The sequence below is a fragment of the Promicromonospora iranensis genome, from assembly GCF_028994775.1.
GTDB lineage: Bacteria > Actinomycetota > Actinomycetes > Actinomycetales > Cellulomonadaceae > Promicromonospora > Promicromonospora iranensis_A.
In genome coordinates, this window is the sequence record NZ_JAJQMN010000003.1 from 184,349 (window position 1) to 208,746 (window position 24,398).

The 24,398-nt window shown below is 73.1% G+C and carries 20 protein-coding genes; 12 read left to right on the forward strand and 8 right to left on the reverse strand.

What is annotated here, in order from left to right; genetic code table 11:
- Positions 1–67 precede the first annotated feature (67 nt).
- Positions 68–1,369, reverse strand: a complete 1,302-nt coding sequence (locus tag LUU90_RS06250) for a sensor histidine kinase (RefSeq protein ID WP_275002477.1) — start codon at positions 1,367–1,369, stop codon at positions 68–70.
- Positions 1,366–2,082, reverse strand: a complete 717-nt coding sequence (locus tag LUU90_RS06255; RefSeq protein ID WP_275002479.1) for a response regulator transcription factor — start codon at positions 2,080–2,082, stop codon at positions 1,366–1,368. The genes LUU90_RS06250 and LUU90_RS06255 overlap by 4 nt, the downstream gene beginning before the upstream one ends.
- A 116-nt stretch (positions 2,083–2,198) precedes the next feature.
- On the opposite strand from LUU90_RS06255, the gene LUU90_RS06260 reads away from it, so the two are divergent.
- The 4 genes from LUU90_RS06260 to LUU90_RS06275 are packed head-to-tail and all read left to right on the forward strand — an operon-like array spanning position 2,199 to position 6,313.
- Positions 2,199–3,245, forward strand: coding sequence for an AAA family ATPase (locus LUU90_RS06260; protein ID WP_275002480.1), 1,047 nt, complete (start codon positions 2,199–2,201; stop codon positions 3,243–3,245).
- Positions 3,242–4,174, forward strand: a complete 933-nt coding sequence (locus tag LUU90_RS06265) for a DUF58 domain-containing protein (protein WP_275002481.1) — start codon at positions 3,242–3,244, stop codon at positions 4,172–4,174. Before LUU90_RS06260 ends, LUU90_RS06265 begins: the two co-directional genes overlap by 4 nt.
- On the forward strand, positions 4,171–5,190 hold the full coding sequence (locus LUU90_RS06270) for a VWA domain-containing protein (RefSeq protein ID WP_275002482.1): 1,020 nt from the start codon (positions 4,171–4,173) through the stop codon (positions 5,188–5,190). The genes LUU90_RS06265 and LUU90_RS06270 overlap by 4 nt, the downstream gene beginning before the upstream one ends.
- A gap of 22 nt (positions 5,191–5,212) precedes the next feature.
- A complete protein-coding gene (locus LUU90_RS06275) occupies positions 5,213–6,313 on the forward strand; it encodes a S1C family serine protease (RefSeq protein WP_275002483.1) in 1,101 nt (366 codons plus the stop codon).
- Positions 6,314–6,358: 45 nt separating this feature from the next.
- Here the strand turns inward: LUU90_RS06275 and LUU90_RS06280 are convergent, their stop codons facing one another.
- From LUU90_RS06280 to LUU90_RS06300, 5 genes are all read right to left on the reverse strand, one after another.
- The gene (locus LUU90_RS06280; protein ID WP_275002484.1) at positions 6,359–7,378 is read right to left on the reverse strand and encodes a 1-aminocyclopropane-1-carboxylate deaminase; all 1,020 of its coding nucleotides are present in this window, start codon (positions 7,376–7,378) and stop codon (positions 6,359–6,361) included.
- A 3-nt stretch (positions 7,379–7,381) separates the two neighbouring features.
- Positions 7,382–8,092, reverse strand: a complete 711-nt coding sequence (locus LUU90_RS06285) for a GntR family transcriptional regulator (protein WP_275002485.1) — start codon at positions 8,090–8,092, stop codon at positions 7,382–7,384.
- 294 nt (positions 8,093–8,386) lie between these two features.
- Complete coding sequence (locus LUU90_RS06290) at positions 8,387–10,012, reverse strand: N-acyl-D-amino-acid deacylase family protein (RefSeq protein ID WP_275002487.1); 1,626 nt, start codon at positions 10,010–10,012, stop codon at positions 8,387–8,389.
- 6 nt (positions 10,013–10,018) lie between these two features.
- On the reverse strand, positions 10,019–11,278 hold the full coding sequence (locus LUU90_RS06295; protein ID WP_275002488.1) for a glycoside hydrolase 5 family protein: 1,260 nt from the start codon (positions 11,276–11,278) through the stop codon (positions 10,019–10,021).
- A gap of 23 nt (positions 11,279–11,301) precedes the next feature.
- A complete protein-coding gene (locus LUU90_RS06300; protein WP_275002490.1) occupies positions 11,302–12,324 on the reverse strand; it encodes a LacI family DNA-binding transcriptional regulator in 1,023 nt (340 codons plus the stop codon).
- A 166-nt stretch (positions 12,325–12,490) separates the two neighbouring features.
- Between LUU90_RS06300 and LUU90_RS06305 the strand changes: the two genes are divergently transcribed.
- Genes LUU90_RS06305 through LUU90_RS06325 form a run of 5 tightly spaced genes read left to right on the forward strand, consistent with a single transcriptional unit; the run spans position 12,491 to position 19,329 of the window.
- Positions 12,491–13,774 (forward strand): ABC transporter substrate-binding protein, encoded by a 1,284-nt coding sequence (locus tag LUU90_RS06305; RefSeq protein ID WP_275002492.1) that lies wholly within the window; start codon positions 12,491–12,493, stop codon positions 13,772–13,774.
- Between the two features lie 25 nt (positions 13,775–13,799).
- Positions 13,800–14,735 (forward strand): carbohydrate ABC transporter permease, encoded by a 936-nt coding sequence (locus tag LUU90_RS06310; RefSeq protein ID WP_275002493.1) that lies wholly within the window; start codon positions 13,800–13,802, stop codon positions 14,733–14,735.
- Positions 14,736–14,768: 33 nt separating this feature from the next.
- A complete protein-coding gene (locus LUU90_RS06315) occupies positions 14,769–15,620 on the forward strand; it encodes a carbohydrate ABC transporter permease (RefSeq protein ID WP_275002494.1) in 852 nt (283 codons plus the stop codon).
- Positions 15,617–17,977 carry a glycoside hydrolase family 3 N-terminal domain-containing protein gene (locus tag LUU90_RS06320; protein ID WP_275002495.1) on the forward strand — a complete coding sequence of 787 codons (2,361 nt, stop codon included), beginning with the start codon at positions 15,617–15,619 and terminating at the stop codon, positions 17,975–17,977. The genes LUU90_RS06315 and LUU90_RS06320 overlap by 4 nt, the downstream gene beginning before the upstream one ends.
- Positions 17,974–19,329, forward strand: coding sequence for a glycoside hydrolase family 125 protein (locus LUU90_RS06325; protein WP_275002496.1), 1,356 nt, complete (start codon positions 17,974–17,976; stop codon positions 19,327–19,329). Before LUU90_RS06320 ends, LUU90_RS06325 begins: the two co-directional genes overlap by 4 nt.
- A 295-nt stretch (positions 19,330–19,624) precedes the next feature.
- Here LUU90_RS06325 and LUU90_RS06330 read toward each other — a convergent pair whose 3' ends face one another.
- Positions 19,625–20,731 (reverse strand): AI-2E family transporter, encoded by a 1,107-nt coding sequence (locus LUU90_RS06330; protein ID WP_275002497.1) that lies wholly within the window; start codon positions 20,729–20,731, stop codon positions 19,625–19,627.
- A gap of 351 nt (positions 20,732–21,082) precedes the next feature.
- On the opposite strand from LUU90_RS06330, the gene LUU90_RS06335 reads away from it, so the two are divergent.
- From LUU90_RS06335 to LUU90_RS06345, 3 genes are all read left to right on the forward strand, one after another.
- Positions 21,083–22,105 carry a zinc-dependent alcohol dehydrogenase family protein gene (locus LUU90_RS06335; RefSeq protein WP_275002498.1) on the forward strand — a complete coding sequence of 341 codons (1,023 nt, stop codon included), beginning with the start codon at positions 21,083–21,085 and terminating at the stop codon, positions 22,103–22,105.
- Between the two features lie 142 nt (positions 22,106–22,247).
- Entirely contained in the window at positions 22,248–23,381 is a 1,134-nt protein-coding gene (locus tag LUU90_RS06340) for a PQQ-dependent sugar dehydrogenase (RefSeq protein ID WP_275002499.1), read from the forward strand.
- Positions 23,382–23,458: 77 nt separating this feature from the next.
- A complete protein-coding gene (locus LUU90_RS06345; RefSeq protein ID WP_275002501.1) occupies positions 23,459–24,397 on the forward strand; it encodes a helix-turn-helix transcriptional regulator in 939 nt (312 codons plus the stop codon).
- The last annotated feature ends 1 nt before the right edge of the window (position 24,398 follow it).

The window sequence follows — 24,398 nt, forward strand, 5'->3', positions numbered from 1 at the left end:
GCACCGGCCACGCGCAGCCCCGCTCGCTCCGGCCGCTCCGGCCGCTCCGGCCGCTCCGGAGAGTCCGTCACGACGCGAGCGGGTCACCGTCCGGCGGTGCGTCCCCGCGCTCGGTCGCGCGGTCCAGGGTCCGGTCCGGGAGCCAGACCGTGAAGGTGCTGCCGCTCGGACCGTGGTCGGTGTGGAGCAGGTGCCCGTCGTGGCTCTCCGCGACCTGGCGGGCGATGGCCAGCCCGAGCCCGGAGCCGTCCGGCCGCTCCGCGCGCCCGGCTTCCCCGCGCCCGGCCTCCGGCCCGCCGCCACCGCCGTCGGCCACCTCACCCGCGTTCCCGTTGTCCCCCCGGTAGAACCGGTCGAAGATCCGGTCCCGCGCCTCCGCCGGGACACCGGGCCCTTCGTCCGCCACGCCGATCCACGCCCAGCCGAGCCTGCTGCCCACGCCCACGGTGATCGCGCTGCCCACGGGCGCGAGCCGCACCGCGTTGGACAGCAGGTTGTCGACCGCCCGGCCCAGCGCGTTCGCGTCACCGTAGGCGACGGGTCCGGGATGGGTCCGCTCCACGATGGACACACCACGCCGCTCGGCGACGGCCCGGTTGTCGCGGACGGCGCCCTCGGCCAGCGCCGCGAGGTCGACCTCTCGGTCGGCGAACGCCTCCGACCGGAACCGCGCCGTCGCCAGCAGATCCTCCAGCAGCCGGGACATCCGGCTCGTCGCACCCAGGACGACGGCGGTCGCCTCGGCGCGCTGTGCCTCGTCCGCCTGCTCGTTGCCGAGCACCGCCTCGACGTTCGCCTGCACCACCATCACGGGGTTGCGCAGCTCGTGGGACACGTCCTCGATGAGCCTGCGTTCCGCGGTGAACGCCCGGTCGAGGCGGTCGAGCATCCCGTCGATCGTGTCGGCCAGGGTGCGCAGCTCGTCGCGCGGCCCGGTCGCGCCGATCCGCCGGGACAGGTCGGTGGCACCGATCTCCTGGGCGGTGCGCGTGATGGCCTCCACCGGCCGCAGCGCCCGCCCGGACACCCACCAGCCGACGGCCACGCTGAGCAGGAACATCACCGCGAGCGCCACCGCCGAGTAGTCCCGCAAGGTCTGCAGGGCGGTGAAGTTCACGGCGTGCTGCACGCTGTCGAGGTCGGCTGCCTGGAACTGTTCGCCGTCCTTGTAGGCGATGCTGCCGTCGGGCTTCTTCTCGAACCGCTTGACGGTGACGGGGTCCAGAGGTGCGGCGACGATGGTCTGCGAGAGCGCGAAGTAGACCCCGGCGAGGATGAGCGCGGTGATGCCGAACAGGGTCGCGGAGTAGGTGAGGGCGAGCCGCATCCGCACCGTGCGCGCCCACCCGGGGAGCCCCCGGAAGGTCATGCGGGGACGCCCTTGACCGAGGCGGGCAGCTCGCGCAGCCGGTAGCCCCGGCCGATCACGGTCTCCAGGGCGGGATCCTCGCCGTCGACGGTGAGCTTGCGGCGCAGGGTGCCGACGGTGACCCGGACGGTCTGCGTGAACGGGTCGGCGTTCTCGTCCCACACGTGCTCGAGGAGCTCCTCGGCCGGCACCACGTAGGCGGGCCGGTTCATCAGGTAGCGCAGCACGGCGAACTCCTTGCGGGTGAGCACGAGCTCCCGGGCGCCGCGCCAGGCCAGCTGCCGGGCGGCGTCGAGCCGGATGGGGCCGTGCTCGAGCACCGCGGCTACCTCGCGCCCCTCGCGGCGCAGGAGGGCGCGGATGCGGGCGGACAGCTCGATGATGGCGAACGGCTTGACGAGGTAGTCGTCCGCCCCGACGTCGAGGCCGGTGACCCGGTCGGTCAGGCGGCCGCGCGCGGTGAGCATGAGGATGCGCGGCGGGTCGCCGTCGGCGAGCGGGATCTGGCCGCCGCGGACGGCGCGGGTCAGGTCGAAGCCGGTCCCGTCGGGCAGGGTCACGTCGAGCAGCACGAGGTCGTAGGGGTTGAGGCCGAGCTTCTCCCTCGCCTCGGCCACCGTGCGCGCCTGATCGACGGCGTAGCCCTCTCGGCGCAGTGCCACCTGCAGGGCACTCACCAGACCCGCCTCGTCCTCCACGATCAGCAGCCGCACAGCAGCACGGTAACCGCCCGGGGCGCGTCGTGACAGGGGCTGTCAGTCCCCCCCTTTCGGTCGGCTTTCGCTCGGGTTTCCCGCAGTTTTCTCGACCGTCCGCTGAAGTCGGTGTCATGAACGAGCACAGACCAGCCACCCAGGACATCCCCGCCGTCGCCACGCACCCACCGCTCCGCCCGGCCGCCGCCCTGGTCGAACGGGCGCTGATCGAGGTGAAACGGGTGATCGTGGGGCAGGACCACATGGTCGAACGCATCATGGTCGGCCTCCTCTCCCGCGGCCACGTGCTGCTCGAGGGTGTGCCCGGCGTCGCCAAGACGCTCGCGGTGCGCACCCTGGCCACCGTCGCCGGAGGCTCCTTCGCCCGCCTGCAGTTCACGCCGGACCTGATGCCGTCGGACATCGTCGGCACCCGCGTCTGGAAGCCCTCCCGGGAGGACTTCGACGTCGAGCTCGGCCCGGTCTTCGCCAACCTCGTCCTCGCCGACGAGATCAACCGTGCCCCGGCCAAGGTGCAGTCGGCCCTGCTGGAGGCGATGGCGGAGGGCCAGGTCAGCATCGGCGGACGCACCTACGCCCTGCCCGACCCCTTCCTCGTCCTCGCCACCCAGAACCCGATCGAGAGCGACGGTGTCTACGCCCTGCCCGAGGCGCAGCGCGACCGGTTCCTGCTCAAGGTCGACGTCGACCACGCCGACGAGCTGGAGGAGCTGACGATCGTTCAGCGGATGAGCGCCGCTACCCCGCGCGCCGAGCCGCTGCTCGACGCGGCGATCGTCCGCCAGCTCCAGCGGGAGGCCGACCAGGTGTTCGTCCACCACGCCGTGGCGCAGTACGCGGTGGCCCTGGTCATGGCCACCCGCCGGCCCCACCAGTACGGCCTGCACCACCTCGACGGCGTGCTGGAGTACGGCGTCAGCGCGCGCGGCAGCCTCGGACTGATCGCCGCCGGACGCTCGCTCGCCCTCATGCGCGGACGCGACTACGTGCTGCCGGCGGACCTCGTCGACCTGGCGGCCGACACCCTCGGCCACCGGCTGGTCCTCACGTTCGACGCGGCGGCCGACGGCGTCGACCCCCGCAGCGTGGTCGAGGCCGTCCTCGCCGCCATCCCGCAGCCGCGCGTGGCACCCGCCGAGGAGGAGGTGGTCGTGCGATGAACGACTCGGCGCGGAACAGCTCGGCCCGCAGGTTCCGCCGGCTCGAGCTCACCGTCCGACGGCGGGTCGACGGGCTGCTGCAGGGCGACGTCGACGGGCACGCGCTCGGTCCCGGCTCCGACCCGGAGGAGCTGACGCAGTACCAGCCGGGGCAGGACGTGCGGCGGATCGACTGGAACGTCACCGCCCGCACCGGCGAGGCCCACCTGTGGCGCACCCGCGCCCAGCACGAGCTGGACACGTGGCTGCTGGTCGACCGCAGCGCCAGCATGACCTTCGGCACCGCGCAGACCGAGAAGGTGGACGTCGCCGAGGAGGTGGCCGCCGCCGTCGGCCTGCTCACCGCCGGACCGGGCAACCGCGTGGGCATCGGCCTGATCGACGGGGCCGGCCTGCGCTGGATCTCGCCCCGGCCGGGCCGCGCGGCGGCGGTCACGCTGTCCCGGCTCGACGCGGCGGTGCGGACGGGCAGCCCGCAGGTGCCGCTCTCGGACGCCCTGCGCGGCCTCGGTGCGCGGGCCCGACGCCGCGGCCTGTGCGTCGTCGTCACCGACCTGGTGGCGCCCGACGGCGACGTCGAGCGCCCCTTCGAGTGGGAGGACGCGTTGCGCCGGCTGACCGCCCGGCACGACGTGATCGTCGTCGAGGTCGACGACCCGCGCGAGCGCGAGCTGCCCGACGTCGGCGAGGCGGTGTTCGTCGACCCCGAGACCGGGCTGCAGCGCGAGGTGTCGACGTCGGACCCCGCGCTGCGCCTCGCCTACGCCACCGTCGCCGCCCACCGGCGCGACCAGACCGCCGCCGCCGTGCGCGCCTGCCGCGCCGAGCACCTGCGCGTGAGCACCGACACCGACTGGGCGGCGACGCTCGCCCGGTTCGTCAAGGACCGCCGTCGCGCCCCCGCCCGCCGCACCCGGAGGACACCATGACCTTCACCGACCCCCTGATCCTGCTCGCCCTCGTCCCCGTCGCCGCCCTCGCGCTGGCGTACGTCCTGATGCAGCGGCGCCGCACCCGCTACGCCGTCCGCTTCGCCACCCTGCCCATGCTCGACCGGGTCGCCCCGGCCCGCCCGCGCTGGCGGCGGCATCTCGCGACCGGCCTGGTGCTGCTCGCACTCGGGGCGTTCGCCACCGCCGCGGCCGGACCCGAGATGCGGCTCCGGGTGCCGTACGAACGCGCGACGGTCATCGTCGCCATCGACGTGTCCGGCTCGATGGAGGCGCGGGACGTGCCCCCGGACCGGCTGACCGCGGCCAAGGAGGCCGCCGTGCAGTTCGTCCGCGAGCTCCCCGAGACCGTCCAGGTCGGCGTCGTCGCGTTCGCCGAGGACGCCGAGCTCGTCGCGCCCGTCACCGCCGACCGCGCCCTCGTCGAGAACTCCATCCAGACCCTGCGGTCCGACGGCGGCACCGCCATCGGCGAGGCCGTCTTCGCAGCGGCTGCGGAGGTCGCCCGGCAGGCCGCCACCAGCGGCACGACGTCGGACGACGGCTCCGCGAGCACGAACGGGGCCGATCCGGCGCCAGGCGCCGAGGAGGACCCCGCCGCCGAGCCGATCCCCGCCCGGCTGGTCCTGCTCTCCGACGGGTTCAACACCGCCGGCCGCAGCCCCACCGACTCCGTGCAGGCCGCGCTCGACGCCCAGATGCCCGTCTCCACCATCGCCTACGGCACCCCCAGCGGCGTCATCGGCAACGGCATCCGCAGCCAGTCGGCCCCCGCCGACGACAACACGCTGCGCATGCTCGCCGAGGAGACCGAGGGCCACTTCTACCGCGCCGAGAGCGGCGCCGAGCTCGACCAGGTCTACGAGGACATCGGCTCGGCCATCGGCTGGCGCACCGAGACCACCCTCGTCACCACTCCCCTGGTCCTGCTCGGCCTGGCGCTCGCCATCACCGCCACCGCCCTGTCCCTGCGCTGGTTCTCCCGGTTGGTCTGACACCGTTCGAAGGAGCGTTCCCTTGCAGAACCCCGACCCGCTGCTCCATGGTTCTCCCACCGGGCGGTCCCCCCGGACCCCACCTGCCGGCAGTCCTCCTGACGGCGTTCCCGACGGCCCTCCTGACGGCCTGGGACGGCCCGCCGGCCCACGCCACTTCGTCGTCGGCGAGCCCGTCGCCCCGCGACCGCCCGCACCCGACCCGGTGCGCTCCCGGCTGGTGCCGCTGCTCGCCGCGGCTCCCTCGGCGCCGCCTGCCGCCCCACCCGCCGCGCTTGCCGGGTCTGCCCGCCCCGCCGCGCCTGCCGGCCTGGCCGGCTCCGGGTATGCGTTCGGCCTGCCACCGGGCCCGCCCGCCCCGGATCCCGGAACCCGGCCCGACATCCCGCACGAGGGCGCGCCCCGCCGTCCGCGGCCCCTGCTGACGCTGGCGACCGCGCTCGCCCTGGGCGCGTTCCTGGGATCCGCGACGACGGGCCTGGTCACGGGCCTGTCCCTCGCCCAGGAGGAGGCCACCGCACCGGTTGTGGTGGACCAGGCCACCGGCACGACGACGACGGAGAGCGCCGCCCAGCGCGCGCTGCCCAGCGTCGTCCAGGTCCGGGCCGGGTCGCGGGGCGGGTCGGGCGTCATCATCGATGAGAGCCACGTGATCACCAACGGGCACGTGGTCGTCGGCACCGAGACGGTCGAGCTGCTGCTCGACGACGGGAGCTCCGTGACCGGCCGCGTGCTCGGCGCCGACGAACGCAACGACATAGCGGTGATCGAGGCCGACCTCGGCCGTGCCCGCGCCGCGTCCCTGGGCCGCAGCGCCGGGCTGCAGATCGGCCAGCCGGTCATCGCCGTCGGGTCGCCCCTCGGTCTGACGGGCAGCGTGACCGCCGGGGTGGTCAGCGCCGTCGACCGTAGCTCCGGCAACTACCCCGGGCCGATGATCCAGACCGACGCCTCCATCAACCAGGGGAACTCGGGCGGTCCCCTCGTCGACCTGCGCGGCCAGGTGGTCGGCATCAACACGGCCATCGCGACCGTCGGCAGCTCGGGCAACATCGGCATCGGGTTCGCCGTGCCGATCGACCGCGCGGAGGAGGTCGCGGGGCGCATCATCGCGGGAGCGTGACCCGTGGCATGACCCCGAGTGGGCTCCAGGACGGGCCCCGCCGGGCTACGTGAACAGGCCGCTGTAGGCGTTCAGGGCCGGCTGGCCGCCCAGGTGCGCGTAGAGCACCGTGGCGTCCGCCGGGATCTCGCCGCTCGTGACGAGGTCGATCAGGCCGGCCATCGACTTGCCCTCGTAGACGGGGTCGATGATCACGCCCTCCAGCCGGCCCGTGAGCCGGATCGCGTCGAGCGTCGACTCGACCGGGATCCCGTACCTGTCGCCGGCCCAGCCGGGCAGCACGGTGATCTCGTCGTCGCGCAGCGGCCGCCCGACGCCGATGAGCTCGGCCGTGGCGCGCGCGATCCGGGCCACCTGGTCGCGGGTCTCGTCCAGCTTCGCACTGGCGTCGATCCCGATCACCCGGCGTGGTCGGCCACCGGCCTCCTCGAGGGCGGCGAACCCGGCGATCATGCCCGCGAGGGTCGATCCGGTGACCGCACACACCACTACGGTGTCGAAGAAGACGCCGAGGTCGCGCTCCTGCTGCTCCACCTCGTACGCCCAGTGCGCGAACCCGAGGCCACCCAGCCGGTGGTCGGAGGCTCCGGCCGGGATCGCGTACGGCGTGCCGCCGCGCTCCTTCACCTCGTCGATCGCGCGGGCCCAGGAGTCCTTGAACCCGATGCCGAAGCCCGCCGGGTCGAGCCGCACCTCGGCGCCCATGATCCGGCTCAGCATGATGTTCCCGACCCGGTCCGCGACGGTGTCGGGCCAGTCGACCCAGTTCTCCTGCACCAGCACCGCCTGGAGGCCCAGCGACGCGGCCACCGCGGCGACCTGACGCGTGTGGTTGGACTGGTACCCGCCGATCGAGACCAGGGTGTCCGCGCCCTGCGCGAGCGCGTCCGGGACGATGTACTCCAGCTTGCGGGTCTTGTTGCCGCCGTAGGCGAGGCCGGCGTTGCAGTCCTCGCGCTTGGCCCACACCGCAGCACCGCCGAGGTGGGCGGTCAGCCGTGGCAGCGGATGCACCGGGCTCGGCCCGAAGGTCAGCGGGTGGCGGGGGAAGTCGGACAGAGCCACGGGTTACTCCTCGTCGGCGGTCGGGTCGGCAGTCGGGTCGGCAGGCAGGTCGGCAGGCAGGTCGGCGGGCGGGTCGGTCGGCAGCGTGTACCAGGTGTCGAAGGCGACCGCCGCCGCCTGGTCCGCGTCCCCGGCGGCACACAGCCGGATCAGCTCGTCGTGCCGGGCGAACGACGCGCGACCGCCCAGGGAGGAGAACCGCAACCGCTCGGCGCGGCGCAGCACCGGCGTGAACTGGTCGAGCACCGAGGTGAGGGCCCTGTTCGCGGCCACAGCCACGGGCACGTCGTGCAGGGCGTCGTCAGCCCGCAGCGCCGCCTCGACGTCGCCCGCCTCGATCGCCGCGCGGAACTCGCGGTTGGCCGCACGCATCGCGTCGAGGTCGGCCTCCGTGAGGCTCCGCACCGCCTCTCGCACGGCGACCTCGTGCATCGCCGCGACGACGTCGCGCGCACCGCGCACGTCCCGCAGGTCCAGCGAGCTCACCGTCGTCGAGCTGCCCGGCCGCGCCACGACCAGCCCGGCCTCGGCCAGGCGCAGCAGCGCCTCGCGCACCGGCGTGCGGCTGACGCCGAGCCAGGCCGCGAGGTCGCCGTCCCGCAGCTGCTCCCCCGGCGCGAAGCTGCCGTCCACGATGGCGTCGCGGAGCCGGCCATAGACATCGTCACGCAGCAGACGGCGGCCGATCGGGGGCACGCTCTCGGGAATAGGCATGCAATATATTACATACAGACGGTGGGGTCCTGACAAGAGGCAACCTGACCGGGGGCAGTGCGTCCAGGCGGGTCTTGTCGTGCAGGGAGGTGCCGGGTGGGCTGACCCCCGTTCACCTCAGACCCGTGGATGCGGGCTGTGCCGAACAATTCAGCTGACGTGAACAAAGCAGGGCCCACCTGAACGAAATTCAGCTCAGCTGGCACCCGCCGCAGGGGTCCAGACGACCCCAGCGACCCCATCGGGGGCAGCGGGGCCGTCGACGCGCCTGCGAGCCGCAGCCGAACCGTGCCGTCAGCGCGTCCGCGAGCTGTGCCGCAGCGCCCCGCCGGGTCGTGCGCCGGTACGCTCGCCGTCCTCGATCACCGGCGTGCCACCGACCAGGACCCACGGGATGCCGGCGGCCGTGAGGCGGGGCTCGTCCGGTGTCGCCCGGTCCGCGACGGTCGCGGGATCGAAGACGACGACGTCGGCCACGAGGCCTTCGGCGATCCGGCCGCGGTCGTGCAGACCGAGCCGTTCCGCGGGCCGGGCGGCCAGGTGCACGATCATCTCGGCGAGCGACAGCACGCCCTCCTCGCGCACGTACCGGCCGAGGTAGCGCGGGAAGGTCCCGGCGGCACGCGGATGCGGTTTCGCGCCCACCAGGATGCCGTCGCTCCCGCCCGTGTGCCGACGGTGCCGCATGATCTCGCGGACGTTCTGCTCGTCGCCCACGTGCTGCAGGATGCTCGTCCCGAGCCGGTCGGCGAGCAGCAGGTCGAAGAAGACCTCCACCGGCGGGCGCCGTTCGTCCGCCGCGATCCGGGCCACCGTGCGGCCCACCCGGTCGCCGAGCGCGGCGTCGCGGACGCCCGCGATCTCGATCGTGGCCCAGTCCACGGGGACGCCGTGGCACCCGTCGCTGCCGACCACCTCGACCTGGTGCGCGATCCAGGCCCGCTCCCCTACGTCGCGCAGGCGGGCGAGCGTCGCCTCGGGTCCGCCCACCGCGGCGCGGCTCGGCAGCAGCGCGGACAGCGTCGTCGAGCCGGGCAGGTACGGGTAGGAGTCGAGGGTGACGTCGACTCCGGCGGAGAGCGCCCGGTCGACGAGCGCCAGCAGCTCCCCCGCCCGCCCCCGGTTCTCGGGGAAGTTCATGGTCGCGTGCGTGAGGTGCAGCGCGCACCGGGCCCGCCGCGCGACGTCGACCATCTCGGCGTAGGCGTCGAGCGCACCCGCGCCGTAGGACCGCTGGTGCGGTGCGTAGAAGCCGCCGTGCCGCGCGACCACCTCGCAGAGCGCGACCAGCTCGTCGGTGCTCGCGAACGCACCGGGCACGTAGGTGAGCCCGGACGACAGGCCGAACGCGCCCGCCCGCATACCCTGGTCGACCTGCGCCCGCATCGCGGCGAGATCCGCCGCGGACGCGGGCCGGTCGCCGGTACCGATCACGTTCATCCGGATGGTGCCCTGCGGCAGCAGGTAGGCCACGTTCGTCGCACTCCCGCGGCGGTCGATCTCCGCGAGGTACCCGGCCACCGAGCGCCAGGCGAGGTCGACCCCCTCGAGGGTCCCGTTCCAGCCCGCGATCTGCTCGCGCACGATGGCCATGGTCTCGTCGGTGACCGGCGCGTACGAGAGCCCGTCCTGGCCCACCACCTCGGTCGTCACACCCTGGGTGACCTTGGCGCGGTGGTCGCCGTCGGCGAGGACCGCCAGGTCGGAGTGGGCGTGCATGTCGATGAAGCCGGGCGCGACCGCCAGCCCGTCCGCGTCGACGACACGCGCGCCGGGGGCGTCGATCCGCCCGCCCACCGCGGCCAGCTGTCCGGCGCGCACGAGCACGTCGCCGACGACCGGATCGTGCCCGCTGCCGTCGACGATCAGGCCGCCCCGCAGGAGCAGCTCGTCGCCCGGAGGCGCGTCAGCGCGCGTCACCACACCTCACCGCGCGCCGACGTCGACACGGACGAGGTCGCGGATGCCGCGGGCCTCGAGCGCCGCCGGGTCCGCGGCGGTCGCGCTCGTCACGACGGCGACGGCGACACCGTCCGCACGGAGCGCGTGCCAGCGCTCGAAGACCGCCCCGCCCGGCCCGAGCGCGGCACGGGACAGCGGCAGGTCGTCCTCGTCGACGTCGACCACCACGGCCACGCTGCGCGCCGGCGTGCCCGCCCGTCCCCCGGCTCGCCGCGCCTCGGCGACCACCTCGGCGAAGCGCCGGCCGAGCGGCTTGACCTGGTTGTGGATGTCGAGCAGGCCGAGCGAGTACTCCAGGTCCTTATAGTCCCCGAGGTCCCGCGTCACGTCGTGGGAGCACCACCACGTGACCGCGAACAGGTTCTCCGTCGTGAGCGCGGCCTCCAGGGTCCGCTCGCAGAACTCGGGCATCTCCGACTCGGCGAGGTTCATCGAGGGCGCCCCGACCTCCTGCAGCCAGACGGGCCGCCGGGGGTCCGTCGCGAACGCCTTCGAGAGCTCCATCAGCCACTCCGCGTGCTGCACGGACTGCGGCGAGAGCGCGCCGTAGGTCGCGGCGGTGCCGTTGAAGATCCAGGAGTGGGCGGTGGTCATGTCACCGAGGCGGGAGGCGTGCACCGGCTGGAACGGATGCTCGTCCCGGTACCAGAGGTGGTCGTTCTCGCTGTGCACGACGACGTGCCGCGGGTCGCGGTCCCGCGGGGCGTCGAGCAGCGAGCGGAGCCAGTGCGTGACCTCCGCGGGCTTCGCGGGCATCGCGGCGGGGTTCGGCCGCTGGAACTGGTTCAGCTCGTTGCCGAGCGTCAGCCCCAGGAAGTTGGGCCGGTCGCGGACGGCGTCGTAGACCGCCGCGACGAGCGCCGCCTGCGCGTCGATCGCCGGCTGGTCGGTGAACATGTTTCCCGCGTGCCAGTTCACGAGCCATGCGGGCACGAAGTCGAACCCGGACATGTGCCCCTGGATGACGTCGACGGCGACGTCCAGCCCGAACTCGCCCGCCAGGTCGGTCACGAGCGCGATGTCGTCCAGGGCCCGACGCCGGATGAGCGTCCGGTTGGGCTGCAGCACCGGCCAGAGCGGGAAGACCCGGACGTGGTCGACGCCGAGCCCGGCGATCGCCTCGAAGTCCGCGCGCACGGCGTCGGGCTCGATCGCCATCCACTGGAACATCCAGTCCTTCGACGGCGTGTAGTTCACGCCGAAGCGCGGTGTGGTGGTGTCCAAGGTTCCCTCTCTCAGTTCTTGGCTCAGCTCTTGGGCGTGGGGGCGGTCGATGTCGAGTCGCGGATCATCAGCCGGCGTCCGCCGACCGTCTGCGAGGTCACTTCCTCGCCGCGCACCAGCCGCTCCAGGAGCTCGACGGCGGTGCGGGCGCTCTCCTCGACCGGGGCGTCGAGCGCGGTGAGGCGGGGGCGGACGAGGGTCGAGACCCAGGAGTCCTCCCACGCGACCACCGAGAGCCGGTCCGGGATGCCGACGCCCAGCTCGGGCGCGTGGGCGACGATCTCCGCGGCGATGACCTCGCTGTCGACGACGATGGCCGTGACGTCGCCGATCCTGCCCAGCAGGTCGGCGACCGGGTCCTCCGCCTCGGCGTCCCACACCGCGTAGGACGGCTCGATGCCGCACTCCCCCGCGGCCGCAGCGAAGCGCCCGTCGCGCGTGCGGGTGTGGGCGAGGTTCGGGGCGTCGTTGACGCGGGCGACCCGGCGATGACCGAGGTCCGCGAGGTGGGCGAGCACGGCCGCGAAAGCCGCGTCGTCGCGCACGGTGACCGCGGGCACGCCGGTGTCCGTGGGCGCGCCGAGCACCACCGCCGGCGCGCCGAGCTGCCGGACCAGCTCGAGCCGCGGGTCGTCCGTGCGGGCGTCGACGAGCAGGAACGCGTCGACGCGCTGCTCGGCCCACCACTCGCGGTAGACCCGCGCCTCGTCGTCGACCCGCACGAGCGTGAGCGAGAGCGACCAGCCGATGGCCGAGAGCGGCTCGGTGAGCCCGGCGACCAGGCGCATGAAGAAGGGGTCGCGACCGAAGGTCTCGCTCGCCCGGGCGATCACCAGGCCGAGGCTCCGGCCGCCACCGCCCGAGACCTTGCGGCTCGCGTAGTTGGGGCGCCAGTTGAGCTCGTCGGCCGCCCGCCGGATCCGTTCGGCGGTCGCCGCGGAGACGTTCGGCCGGCCGTTGAAGACGTGCGACACCGCGGACGGCGACACGCCGGCCAGGCGAGCGACGGCGGAGATCGTGGCACGTTTCGGCGGGGTTTCGGTCACGCCCCAGACACTAGGGGGTTGACCCTTCAAAGTAAAGCGGTATACATTCGCCGCCAGCCAGATTGTGTACCGCTTTACAAGGCTCATCGCCAGGCTCGGCACGCGGACGTGCCCACCGTCTCGATCGTTACAGCGCAGTCCCAGATCGAAAGCTCCAGGAGGTCCCGTGACACACGGCATCAGCAGACGCACGTTGCTGGGCGCAGCCATCAGCGGGGGGATCATCACGCCCCTGCTCGCCGGCTGCGGGGCGCTCGTACCCGCGTCCAGCGGGCCGGGCGCGCTGACCGTGCACACACAGATCAGCGGCGCGGTCGCCGGGGCACAGACGTTCTCCGACGTCGTCGCCGCGTACCAGCGGGACACCGCGCGGCGGGTGGCGCTGCTGAAGAACGGCTCCGACCTCCCGATCGTCTTCGAGACGAGCACCCTGGCGGGCAAGGAGGCCGACGTCGCGATCGTGAACATGATGGGCCGCACGCTCGCCTGGACCCGGTTGGGAGCGACCGTCGACGTCGGCGGCTACCTGGACGACTGGGGGCTGCGCGACCTGATCATCCCCGAGGCGCTCCAGGAGTGGACCGACGAGGAGGGGCGGCTGCGGGCCTTCCCGTTCACGCGCACGAACTGGCCGGTGTCCTTCAACACCGCCCTGCTCGAGGAGGCCGGCGTCGGCATCCCGAAGACCTCCGACGAGCTGATCGCGGCCGCGGACGCCCTGCGTTCCAAGGGCATCGGCCCCGTCACGGTCGGCGGCTCCGACTGGAGCGGCCAGAAGATGTTCCTGCAGGTCATGCAGGGCTTCCTCACCGAGGACGAGGCCCGCACCGTGTTCTCGACGGGCAAGATCTCCGAGACCCCCGGCGCGATCGCGGGTGTCGAGCACTTCGTCGAGCTGCGGGACGCCGGCGTGTTCGTCGACAACGTGCAGGGCTACACGTCCGACTCGGAGCTCACACAGTTCAACACGCGCAAGGCCGCCATCGTGCCGGCGATGTCGTCGGCCCTGGCCCTCGTCCCGGCGGAGCGCGCGGCGGAGGTCACCGTGGGCGGCTGGCCCAAGCCGTCCAGCGGCGGCGTGCTGGACCACCCGAGCGTCATCAAGAGCTACAACGGCCACGGGATCTGGATCAGCGAGAACGGACGCAAGAAGCTCGACCTCGTCAAGCCCTTCGTGCAGCACCTGTACAGCCCGGAGGTCACCGACCGGTTCATCCTCGAGTCCGGGCGGGACATGAGCCGGGTCACGGACACCGTCAGCAAGGACTTCCCGCTCGTCGCCCAGGCGTCGCGGCTCAAGGACACCGAGGTGTCCGCGGTGATGCTGCCGGACCTGCTCATCCCCGACGCCGTGTTCGAGCCGATGATCCAGGCGACGGCGCTCGCCTACGGGTCGGCGTCGGCCGAGCGCATCATCGACGCCTTCGAGAAGGCATACCAGGCGGTCTGACCGCTCGAGCTGGGAAAGGACCACCATGACCGCTCTTCTCGACGCGGACCCCCGGGACACCATCGACGGCGGGCCGCCCGCCGCCACCCGGCCACGCCGGCGCGGCACGATCCGCGACCGGTTCCCCGGCCTCGCCCTCCCCGCGCTGATCTGGTACGCGGTGTTCATGATCGGCCCGGTGGTCGCGATGTTCGTCATCGCGTTCCTGTCGTGGCCGGGCATGCTCACCACTCCCGAGCCCGCGGGACTGGACAACTTCTCACGCGTCTTCGCGGACGAGACGTTCTGGACGGCCACCGCGAACTCCGCCATCCAGATCGTCGTCGGGCTGCCGGTGATGATCGGCCTCGCGTTCCTGCTCGCCTTCTACGTGGTGCAGAAGCCGCGCGGCCACCGTCTGCTGCGGTACCTGCTGTTCATCCCGGCGCTCATCTCGGCCCCGGCGACGGCCATGGTGTTCTACGCGATGCTCAACCCCGACGGCCTGGTCAACGGCGCCCTGCGCCCGCTCGGTCTGGCGGGGAACGAGTGGCTCGCCGACCCGAGCACGGCGCTCGGCGCCATCATCGCCGTCGAGCTGTGGAGCGGTATCGGCTACTCGGCGGTGCTCATCGCGTCCCGGCTCGACGGCGTCGAGGGCGAGATCGTGCAGGCCGCCCGGCTCGACGGCGCGGGCGACTGGCGGCTCGCCTGGCGGGTGTACTGGCCCATCGCCCAGGACTTCATCGGCGTCGTCGCGATGCTGCAGTTCTTGTCCATGCTGTTCAACTCGGCGCAGACCGTGCTGCTGCTGACGCAGGGTGGTCCCGAGAACGCGACCACCACGCTCGCGTACCTCATCTACCGCAAGGCGTTCGTCGAGACCGACCTGGGCTACAGCCAGGCCGTCGGCGTCGTCCTCTTCGTGATCGGGCTGCTCGGGATGTGGGCCATCCGGCGCACGCTCCGCGCCACGCACTGATCCGCGATCCCGATCCGCCCAGGAGGCCACCCCATGGCTCAGCGCACCGTCCTTCCCCTGCGCGACCGCATCGGCTCGATCACGAGCGGCACGCTCGCGTGGGCCTACGCCGCACTGCTGGTCATCCCCTTCTACTACTTCATCGTGTCGTCGTTCAAGACGAACGAGGAGATCTTCGAGTCCCCTCTCGCGCTGCCCACGAGCATCGACCTGTCCAACTTCACGACGGCGATCGAGCAGGCCGACCTCGGGCTCGCCGTGGCGAACTCCGCGCTCACCACGCTCGCCGCGCTGGTCCTGACGCTGCTGCTGGCCCTGCCCGCGTCGTTCGCCCTCGCCCGGGCCACGGGACGGGCCGGGAAGATCGTCGAGAACGTCTTCGCCCTCGGCTTCCTCATCCCGTCGTTCGCGGCACTGTTCCCGACGTTCCTGCTCGCCGCCGCGCTCGGCCTCTTCCACACCCGCACGTTCGTGGTGTTCCTGCTGCCGGCCACGGCGCTTCCCCTCTCGATCGTCATCCTGACGTCGTTCATGCGCACCATCCCGCGCGAGCTGGAGGAGGCCGCCTCGATGGACGGCGCCTCGTCGCTGCAGGTGCTCCGCCAGGTCTACCTGCCGATCTGCGTGCCGGGGATCGCGACGGTGCTGCTGCTCAACTTTCTCTCGTTCTGGAACGCGTACCTGTACCCGCTGATCCTCATCGGTCCGGACACGGCCCAGCGCACCATCCAGGTGGCGCTGCCCACGCTCAAGGTCGACGCCGGCACGGACTACGGCGTGCTGATGGCCGGCACGCTGTTCACGCTGCTGCCCGTGTACCTCGTCTACACGCTCCTGCAGCGCCAGATGCAGCGCGCGCTGCTCTCGGGGGCGGTCAAGGGATGACGCTCACCTCCGCGCCGAGCCCTTCCGCATCGGCGCTCCCGCTCACCACGCGTATCGGCCAGGTCAACCAGCGGCTCAAGGGCTGGGAGGCCGTGCGCTGGGTCGACGGCGCTCCCCGCGTCACCGACGTGCTGCGCCGCGAGGTCGACCGCTGGGGCGGGCTCGGGGCGATCTACGGCGTGCTCCGCGCGGACCCGTGGTCAGCGGTGCACTGGGGCAACGGTGTCCCGCCCGAACGCAGCGCCGAGGCCTACGCCGCCGTCCAGGACCACGTCACCGCGTTCGGCGACGGGATCCCCGTGCTGTTCGTCGAGGAGGCGCCGCACGGGCTGATGGCGCTCGGTGGCACCACCCTGCCCGTGAACCTGGCCCTCGGCGCCGGCATGGACGCCGCGCTCACCGAGGAGCTCGCCGCCGCCGTCGCCGCCGAGGCACGCGGACGCGGGACGCACGTCGCGCTGGTCTCCGGCCTCGACGTGCTCCGCGACCCACGCTGGGGGCGCGGCGAGGAGTGCTTCTCCGAGGATCCGGCACTCTCCTCCCTGCTCGTCGCCGCGACGGTGCGCGGCATGCAGGGCACGTCCGCCCCGGGCGACCCGATCGACACGCGGCACGTGGCGGTCGTCGCCAAGCACCTCGCGGCGCAGGGCGCGGGCATCGGCGGCCGCAACGGCTCCGGCGCGCCGATCGGCCGGCGCGAGCTCGGCGAGACGCATCTGCGGCCCGCGCATGCCGCGGCCCGCGTGGGGGTCGCCGGCTTCATGGCCGCGTACAACGACGTCGACGGCGTACCGTGCAGCGCGAACGAGGACCTGCTCACGGGCACGATCCGCGAGCAGTGGGGCTGGGACGGCGTCGTCATGGCGGACGGCACCGCGATCGACAGGCTCCGCGACAGCTCGCCCGACCCCGCCTTCGCCGCCGCGCTCGCCCTGCGGGCGGGCGTCGACCTCAGCCTCTGGGACGACGCGTTCACGCACCTGGAGGCGGCGATCGACCGCGGGCTGGTCGCCGAGTCCGCGCTCGACCGTGCCGCCGATCGTGTGCTCGCCCTCAAGCGCCGGCTCGGCCTGTTCGGCGACCCGGTGGTCGGCACCCCCGTGGAGCGCGACGTCGTGACGCTCGTGGACCGGGCCGCCCGGCAGTCGGTCGTGCTCGTCGACGACGGCGGGCTGCTGCCGCTGCCCGACGGCACGACCGTCGCCGTCGTCGGGCCGAGCGCCGACGACCTGGAGGCCCAGCTCGGCGACTACACACCGCCGCGCCCGGTACCCGATCCCGCCGCCTCGACCGTGCGCTCCGCGCTCGTCGCGCGGTTCGGCGAGGACCGGGTGCGCCACGCCCGGGGCAGCGACCTGCGCGGTGCGCTGGACGACCCGCGGGCCCTGGACGCCGTACGGACCGCGAGCGCCGGCGCCGACGTGTGCGTGGCGGTGCTCGGCGGGTCCAGCCGGCGCACCTACACGGACGAGTTCGCCGACAACGGCGCGGTCGAGGGGCCCGCGAGCGACACGACGAACGGTGAGGGCGTCGACCTGTCGTCCGTCGCGCTCCCCGCGGCGCAGCTCGCGGTGGTCCGGGCGGCACGGGAGACGGGCACGCCGGTGATCGGCGTGGTGATCGACGGCCGACCGCGTGTCCTCACGGAGCTGCGAGCGCTGGTCGACGCGTTGGTCGTGGTGCCGTTCCCGGGACCGTCGGGCGGTGCGGCGGTCGTCTCCGCGCTCTGCGACGGCGCGGGTTCCGGCCGGCTGCCCGCGACGTTCCCCGCGGCCGACGGCGCCATGCCGGCCGCGCACGACGAGCGGATGGAGACGGCTCGCGGCTACGTCGACGCCGATGTGGGGCAGGCGCTCCGCTTCGGCACCGCGCAGCATCGCGACGTCACGCTCCGTCTGGTCGGCGAGGTCGCTTCGGTCGCCGCCGCCGCGCTGGGCCGGCCTTCGACAGGTTCGGCACGGCGCGCGGCGCGGCACCCGGCACCGGACACGGCACCGGACATGGCACCGGACGCAGCGCGACGGGTGGACGTAGCGCACGTGACGGTCGAGGTCACCAACACCGGCGCGGAGGACGTCGCCCTGTCCGTCCCGCTCTACGGCCGTCGTCACGAACCGGGTGTCCGGCCACGACGGCGTCAGCTGCTCGCCGTGGAGCGCACGACCGTCGCGGCGGGCGGCAGCACTACGGTGACGTTCGAGCTCGGTATCGACGAGCTCGGGTCGTGGGCTACCGGTGAGCCGGTCGCCGCGCCCGTGGTGGTCAGCGTCTGGTGCACACCGGAGGCGGACCCGCCCGAGGGCGCACCGCAGGTTCGAGTCACCGACGAGAAGGGCACCACCCCATGGGAGCGATGACGCGCACCCTGCTGGACCCCGCCATCACGACGACGCTCCGGGAGGCCGCCGACCGGGTGCGCGCCGCGTCGGGCGCACGCGTCGGCGACCTGGTCGAGGAGGCGCTGCTGCGCACCCTGACCGACACGATCACCCTGGGCGGCGACGGGACCGCGTTCGTCATCACCGGCGACATCCCCGCCATGTGGATGCGCGACTCGACGACCCAGCTGACGCCCTACCTGCGGTTCCTCGGCTCGTGCCCGCCGCTCGCCGACCTGGTCGCCGCCGTCGTGCGGCGTCAGCTCGCCTGCCTGGACCACGACCCGTACGCGAACGCGTTCAACGACGGGCCGACCGGGGCCCATTACGATCCCGACGACGTCTGCGACGACCCGCACGTCTGGGAGCAGAAGTACGAGATCGACAGTCTCGCCTACCCCGTCACGCTGGCGCACACCCTCTGGCGCGCGACCGGCCGCACCGACATCTTCGACAAGCGCGCGCACCGGGTGCTGCGGAAGATCACGCGCCAGCTCCGGGTCGAGCAGGACCACGACACCTCCGCGTACCGGTTCCAGCGGGAGACCGACATCCCGACCGAGACGCTGGCGCGGGACGGCCGTGGCAGCGCCGTCGGACGGACGGGCATGACGTGGAGCGGGTTCCGCCCCTCGGACGACGCCTGCACCTACGGCTACAACATCCCCGCGAACCTCTTCGCGGCGCAGGCCCTGCGCGCGATCGGCGAGATCGCCACCGAGGTGCTCGACGACGCCGCACTGGCCGCCGACGCGCCGGCGCTCTCCCGGGAGCTGGTCGAGGGGGTCGAGCGGTTCGGCGTCGTGGAAGCGCCGTCCGCCGACGGGTCCGCGGGCGCGGCAGGCGGCGGAGCCACGCCGGGCCGTGGGTACGTCTATGCCTACGAGGTCGACGGGCTGGGCGGCGTGCTCCGCATGGACGACGCGAACACGCCGTCGCTGCTGTCGCTGCCGCTCGTCGCACCCGACGTGTACGACGAGGCCGTGTGGCGCGAGACCCGCGACTTCGTGCTGAGCCCCGCCAACCCGTACTACTTCACCGGCACGGCGGCGAGCGGCGTCGGCAGCCCCCACACCGCGCCGGGCCGCGTCTGGCCGATCGCACTGGCGGTCGAGGCGCTCACCGGCACGCCCGAGGACCGCGTCCGTGTCCTGGACCTCCTCGCCCGGACCGACGGCGGCACCCGACGCATGCACGAGGCGTTCGACGCGTCCGACCCGACGGTGTTCTCGCGGCCCTGGTTCTCCTGGGCGGACTCGATGTTCTGCGAGCTCGCTCTCGTGGTCGCGGACGAGGCGGCCGCCGACGAGACGGCCGCGCGCGAAGAGTAGGCGGAGCACCAGCCGGGAGCGGGAGGAGCGTAGATCGCGGGCATCGCCGAGGCGTGGACAGCTGTTTCGGTGGGTGCCAGGTGGGCCGGATTTCGTTCAGCTGAGACCCCACGATGCGGGCTCAGCTGAACTGTTCAGCCAGCGTGAAATAGCCGAGGCCAGAGCGAACGAAGTTCGGCAGACCTGGCACCCCCGGCCAGAGTGGTGTCCGCCCCTCGCGTCGACGTCGGCGTCACGGCAGGCCACGCGCCTCGCCGGCCAACCGCACCCCACCCGCCAAGCGGGTCCCACCGGCCTAGCGCGTCTCCTGGAGCGGGATGACCACCCGGTTGATGACGAGGAGGCCCGCCGCCGCGACCGGGACCGCGACGAGCGCCCCGAGCACTCCACCGAGCGCCGCCCCGGCCAGCGCCGCGACGATGACGAGAACGCCGGGCACCGCGACGGCGCGGCTCATCACCCGCGGCGACAGGACGTACGCCTCGACCTGCATGTACACGAGCAGGAAGATCGCGACGACGAGCGCGCCGACCGGGTTCACCGTCAGCGTCGCGAGCACCACCAGGATGGAGCCGATCACCGTTCCGACGACCGGGATCAGCGCCGCGACGAACGCGATGATGGCGAGCAGGATCGGGGCGGGGCTGCCCGCGAACACGGTCAGGAGCAGGGTGAACGTGGCGTTGGTGATCGCCAGGACCAGCTGGCCCGAGACATAGCGGCCGACGGAGTCCAGCACCTCGGTCAGGAGCGATCCGGTGAGGTCCCGTCGAGACCGGGGCACGAGCCGCAGGACGGCGGACACGATGGTCGGCAGCGTGAGGGCGATGTAGATCGTCAGGGCCGTGACGATGACGACGGCGGTCACGCCGTTGATCAGCCCGGTGCCGACCTGCAGCACGCCGCCCGCGATCGCCGAGAGCTGCCGGGGGTCGGCGAGCAGGTCGGTCAGCGACGACAACAACCCGTTCAGGTCGAAGGCGCCGAGGTTGCTGGTCACCCAGGCGTACCAGGCCTGGTCGGGCAGGTCGCGCAGCGCCTCGACGAGCTGGGTGCCGAAGACGCTGACCTGCTGGACGGCGAGCGGCAGGATCGCCACGACGAACAGCGCGATCACCATCGCGAACCCGACGACCAGCGTCGCCGCCGCCGCCCACCGCGGCAGTCCCCGCGAGATGAGGGAGCGGATCCCGGGCTCCAGGGCCAGCGCCAGGAACAGGGCCAGCCCGACGTACACGAGGACCGTCGCCGCCGCCGCGAGCGCGCCGAGTACCGCAAGGCCGGCGCCCACACCGAGGGTGGCGAGCATCGCGTAGCCGAACGGGCGTGCCGGCAGCCCGACCGCCGCGCCTTCGTGGCCCGCGGCGCCGGAGCGAGCCGCCGCCTGCGGTCTCCCGGGCACCCCCGAGTGGTACCTCGCGGTCAGCCTCCGTGCTGTCGGCGGCCGCGGCGCGGTGCCGGGGCGTTGCGGCAAGCGGGCCATGACGCTCCATCTCGATCCCCACGTGTCCCCGGTGGACACCTGTCGGGCCCCAGCCTCCCCGAAAGTGGCTCGCTTGTCGCCGACTCGCACGGCACGTCACGCACGGCACATCACGCACGGCACGTCACAGACGGCCGGGACCTCGACGTGCTGAGGGGTACTGACCGGACCTCCCACACCGTGGGCGCGAGAGCGTCTGATGGGTTCCGATAGGAGCACTGAGCCCGTGGCCCACAGCTCGGCACGGGCATGAGGCAAGGAGAGACACCCATGCGTGGAGTTGTCATGTACGCACCCGGCGACGTCCGCGTCGAGGAGCGCGAGGACGCGAAGATCGTCGAGCCGACCGACGCGGTGATCCGGGTGACCGCCGCCTGCATCTGCGGGTCGGACCTCTGGCCGTACCGCGGGATCGAAGCGCTGAACGGCCCGACCCCGATGGGTCACGAGTACATCGGGATCGTCGAGCAGATCGGCGACGACGTCCGGGACATCAAGGTCGGCGACTACGTCGTCGGCTCGTTCGTCGCCTCCGACAACACCTGCGAGATCTGCCGGGCCGGCTACCAGTCCCGGTGCGTCCACAACGTGATGATGGGTTCGGTGGGCACACAGGCCCAGCTCGCCCGCATCCCGCTGGCCGACGGCACCCTCGTCGCCACCCCCGGCGCCCCCGACGCCGACCTGGTCCCGTCGCTGCTGGCCGCCTCCGACGTGCTGGGCACCGGCTGGTTCGCCGCGGTGGCCGCCGAGGCCGGCCCCGGCAAGACCATCGCGGTCGTCGGCGACGGCGCCGTGGGCCTCTCCGCGGTCCTGGCCGCCAAGCAGCTCGGCGCGGAACGCATCATCGCGTTCAGCCGCCACCCCGAGCGGCAGGCCCTGGCCCGGGAGTTCGGCGCCACCGACATCATCGAGGAGCGCGGCGACGCCGGCGCCGCGAGGGTCAAGGAGCTCACCGGCGGGTACGGCGCCCACGGCGTCGTCGAGGCAGTCGGCACCGAGGAGTCGATGTGGCAGGCCATCAACTCCGCCCGGCCGGGCGGGTACGTCGGGTACGTCGGCGTCACGCACGGCGTCAAGCTCGACGGCCTGGACCTGTTCTTCACCGGTGTGCACCTGCACGGTGGCCCTGCCCCCGTGCGCCGGTTCCTGCCCGAGCTGATCCAGCTCATCTGGGACCGCGCGATCGACCCGGGCAAGGTCTTCGACCTCACCCTGCCGCTCGAGGACGCGGCCGAGGGCTACCGGGCGATGGACGAGCGACGCGCCACGAAGGTGCTGCTCACCCTCTGACCCGCTCGACCGGCTCGACCCCTGGCCTCTTGGCCCGGACCCCGGCGGGTGGGAGGCTTTCTCCAGACCTCCCACCCACCTCCGGCGCGCCGTGAGGGCCGAGCACCACGCCGCCCACGTCCCGTGGTCACCAAGGAGAGCTATGCGCCCCCGCTACATCGAGGCAGCCGTCGCTGCCGCCGTCCTCAGCCTCACGCTGACCGCCTGCACCGCTACGCCCACGCCCGCGTCCTCGTCACCGTCGCCGTCGGCCGGCACGTCGTCGTCAGCACCTCCGACGGCGTCGTCCGCCCCCGCCACGGCCGCCGGCGGTGTGCTGCCGACCGGCACGCCGGCCGACGTCGTCACCGGCCTCGCCGCACCGTGGTCCGTCGTGTTCCTCGGCGACACGCCGCTGATCAGCCAGCGCGACGACGGGACCGTCCTCGAGGTCACGGGCGACGAGACCCGGGCCATCGGTACCGTCGAGGGCGTCCAGCACGACGGCGAGTCGGGCCTGCTCGGGCTCGCCGTCGACGACGAGGACCGGCTCTACGCCTACTCCACCGGCCCGGACGGCAACCGTATCCAGCGCTTCGAGGTCACCGGCGAGCCCGGCTCCCTGGCTCTGGGCGAGGCCGAGACCATCATCGACGGCCTCCCCTCGGCCAGCTTCCACGACGGCGGCCGCATCGCCTTCGGTCCGGACGGCATGCTCTACGCCACCGTCGGCGACGCCGGGCAGACCGACGACGCGCAGGACCTCGACAGCCTCGCCGGCAAGATCCTGCGCATGACCCCCGACGGCGACGTCCCCGACGACAACCCCTTCGACGGGTCGCTCGTCCACAGCTACGGGCACCGCAATCCCCAGGGCATCGCCTGGGCCGACGACGGCACCCTGTTCGCCGCCGAGTTCGGCCAGAACACCTGGGACGAGCTCAACATCATCACCCCCGGCGGCAACTACGGCTGGCCCCGCGTCGAGGGCATCGCCGGACAGGAGGACTACATCGACCCCGTCCAGCAGTGGAGCCCCGACCAGGCCAGCCCCAGCGGCATCGCCATCACCGGCGGCACCATCTTCATCGCCAACCTGCGCGGCTCCGTGCTGCGCGCCGTCCCGGTCGCCGACCCCACCTCGTCCACCGACTTCTACGCCGGCGAGTACGGGCGCATCCGGGCCGTGACACCCGCTCCCGACGGCGATCTCTGGTTCCTCACCAACAACACCGACGGCCGCGGCACACCTCGCGACGGCGACGACCGCATCCTCAGCGTCGCGCTGGCCGAGTAGCCCTCGGCGCGGTCGTGCGGCCGGGGAGCCCTGTCAGAACCTCCCACCCCTACCGGACCACACCTACCGTGGAAGCCATGAGCACCAAGGTCGAGGTGCGGGAGTTCCTGGTCTCCCGCCGCGCGAACGTCACCCCGCAGCAGGCGGGCATCCCCGACTTCGGCGGGGAGCGCCGCGTGCCCGGGCTGCGCCGCGAGGAGGTCGCGATGCTCGCCGGCGTCAGCCTCGACTACTACACCCGGCTCGAGCGCGGGAACGTCCGCGGGGCGTCCGAGAGCGTGCTCGGCGCCATCGCCCGGGCCCTCCAGCTGAACGACGCCGAGCGCGAGTACCTCTTCGACCTGGCCCGCACCGCCCCCGCCTCCGCGGCCGCGCGCGACCGCAAGCCGGTCGCGCAGTCCGTTCGCACCTCGGTGCAGCGCGTGCTCGACAACATGACGGTGCCCGCGATCGTGCACAACTCGAACCAGGACCTCGTCGCCGCGAACCTCATGGGCCGGGCCCTGTACGCCCCGCACTTCGACACCGACGGCACTCCGAACATCGCCCGGTTCATCTTCCTCGACAGCCGCGCCCGGGACTACTACGTCGACTGGCCCCAGGCCCGGCGAACCGCCGCGGCGATCATGCGCCTGGAAGCCGGGCGCGACCCGCTCAACCAGGAGCTCACCGCCCTGATCGGCGAGCTGTCCACCCGCAGCCCGCAGTTCCGCGAGGACTGGGCGGGGCACGACGTCCACGAGCACCGCACCGGCGTCAAGTCGTTCCACCATCCCGAGGTCGGCCGGATCACCGTCGCCTTCGACGTGTTCGCGATGCCCGGCGAGGCAGGGCTGCAGATCGTGACCTACAGCCCTCCCCCGAACACCGGATCCGCGGAGAAGTTCGCGCTGCTCGCGAGCTGGGCCGCGACCCAGGAGTCCGAGCGTGGGGCCGCGCGCACCGCGTCCCAGATGTCCGCCCCGACCAGGCGATCTGGCATGGCTCCCGGCACAGGAGCAGGCCAGATCGCTTGAT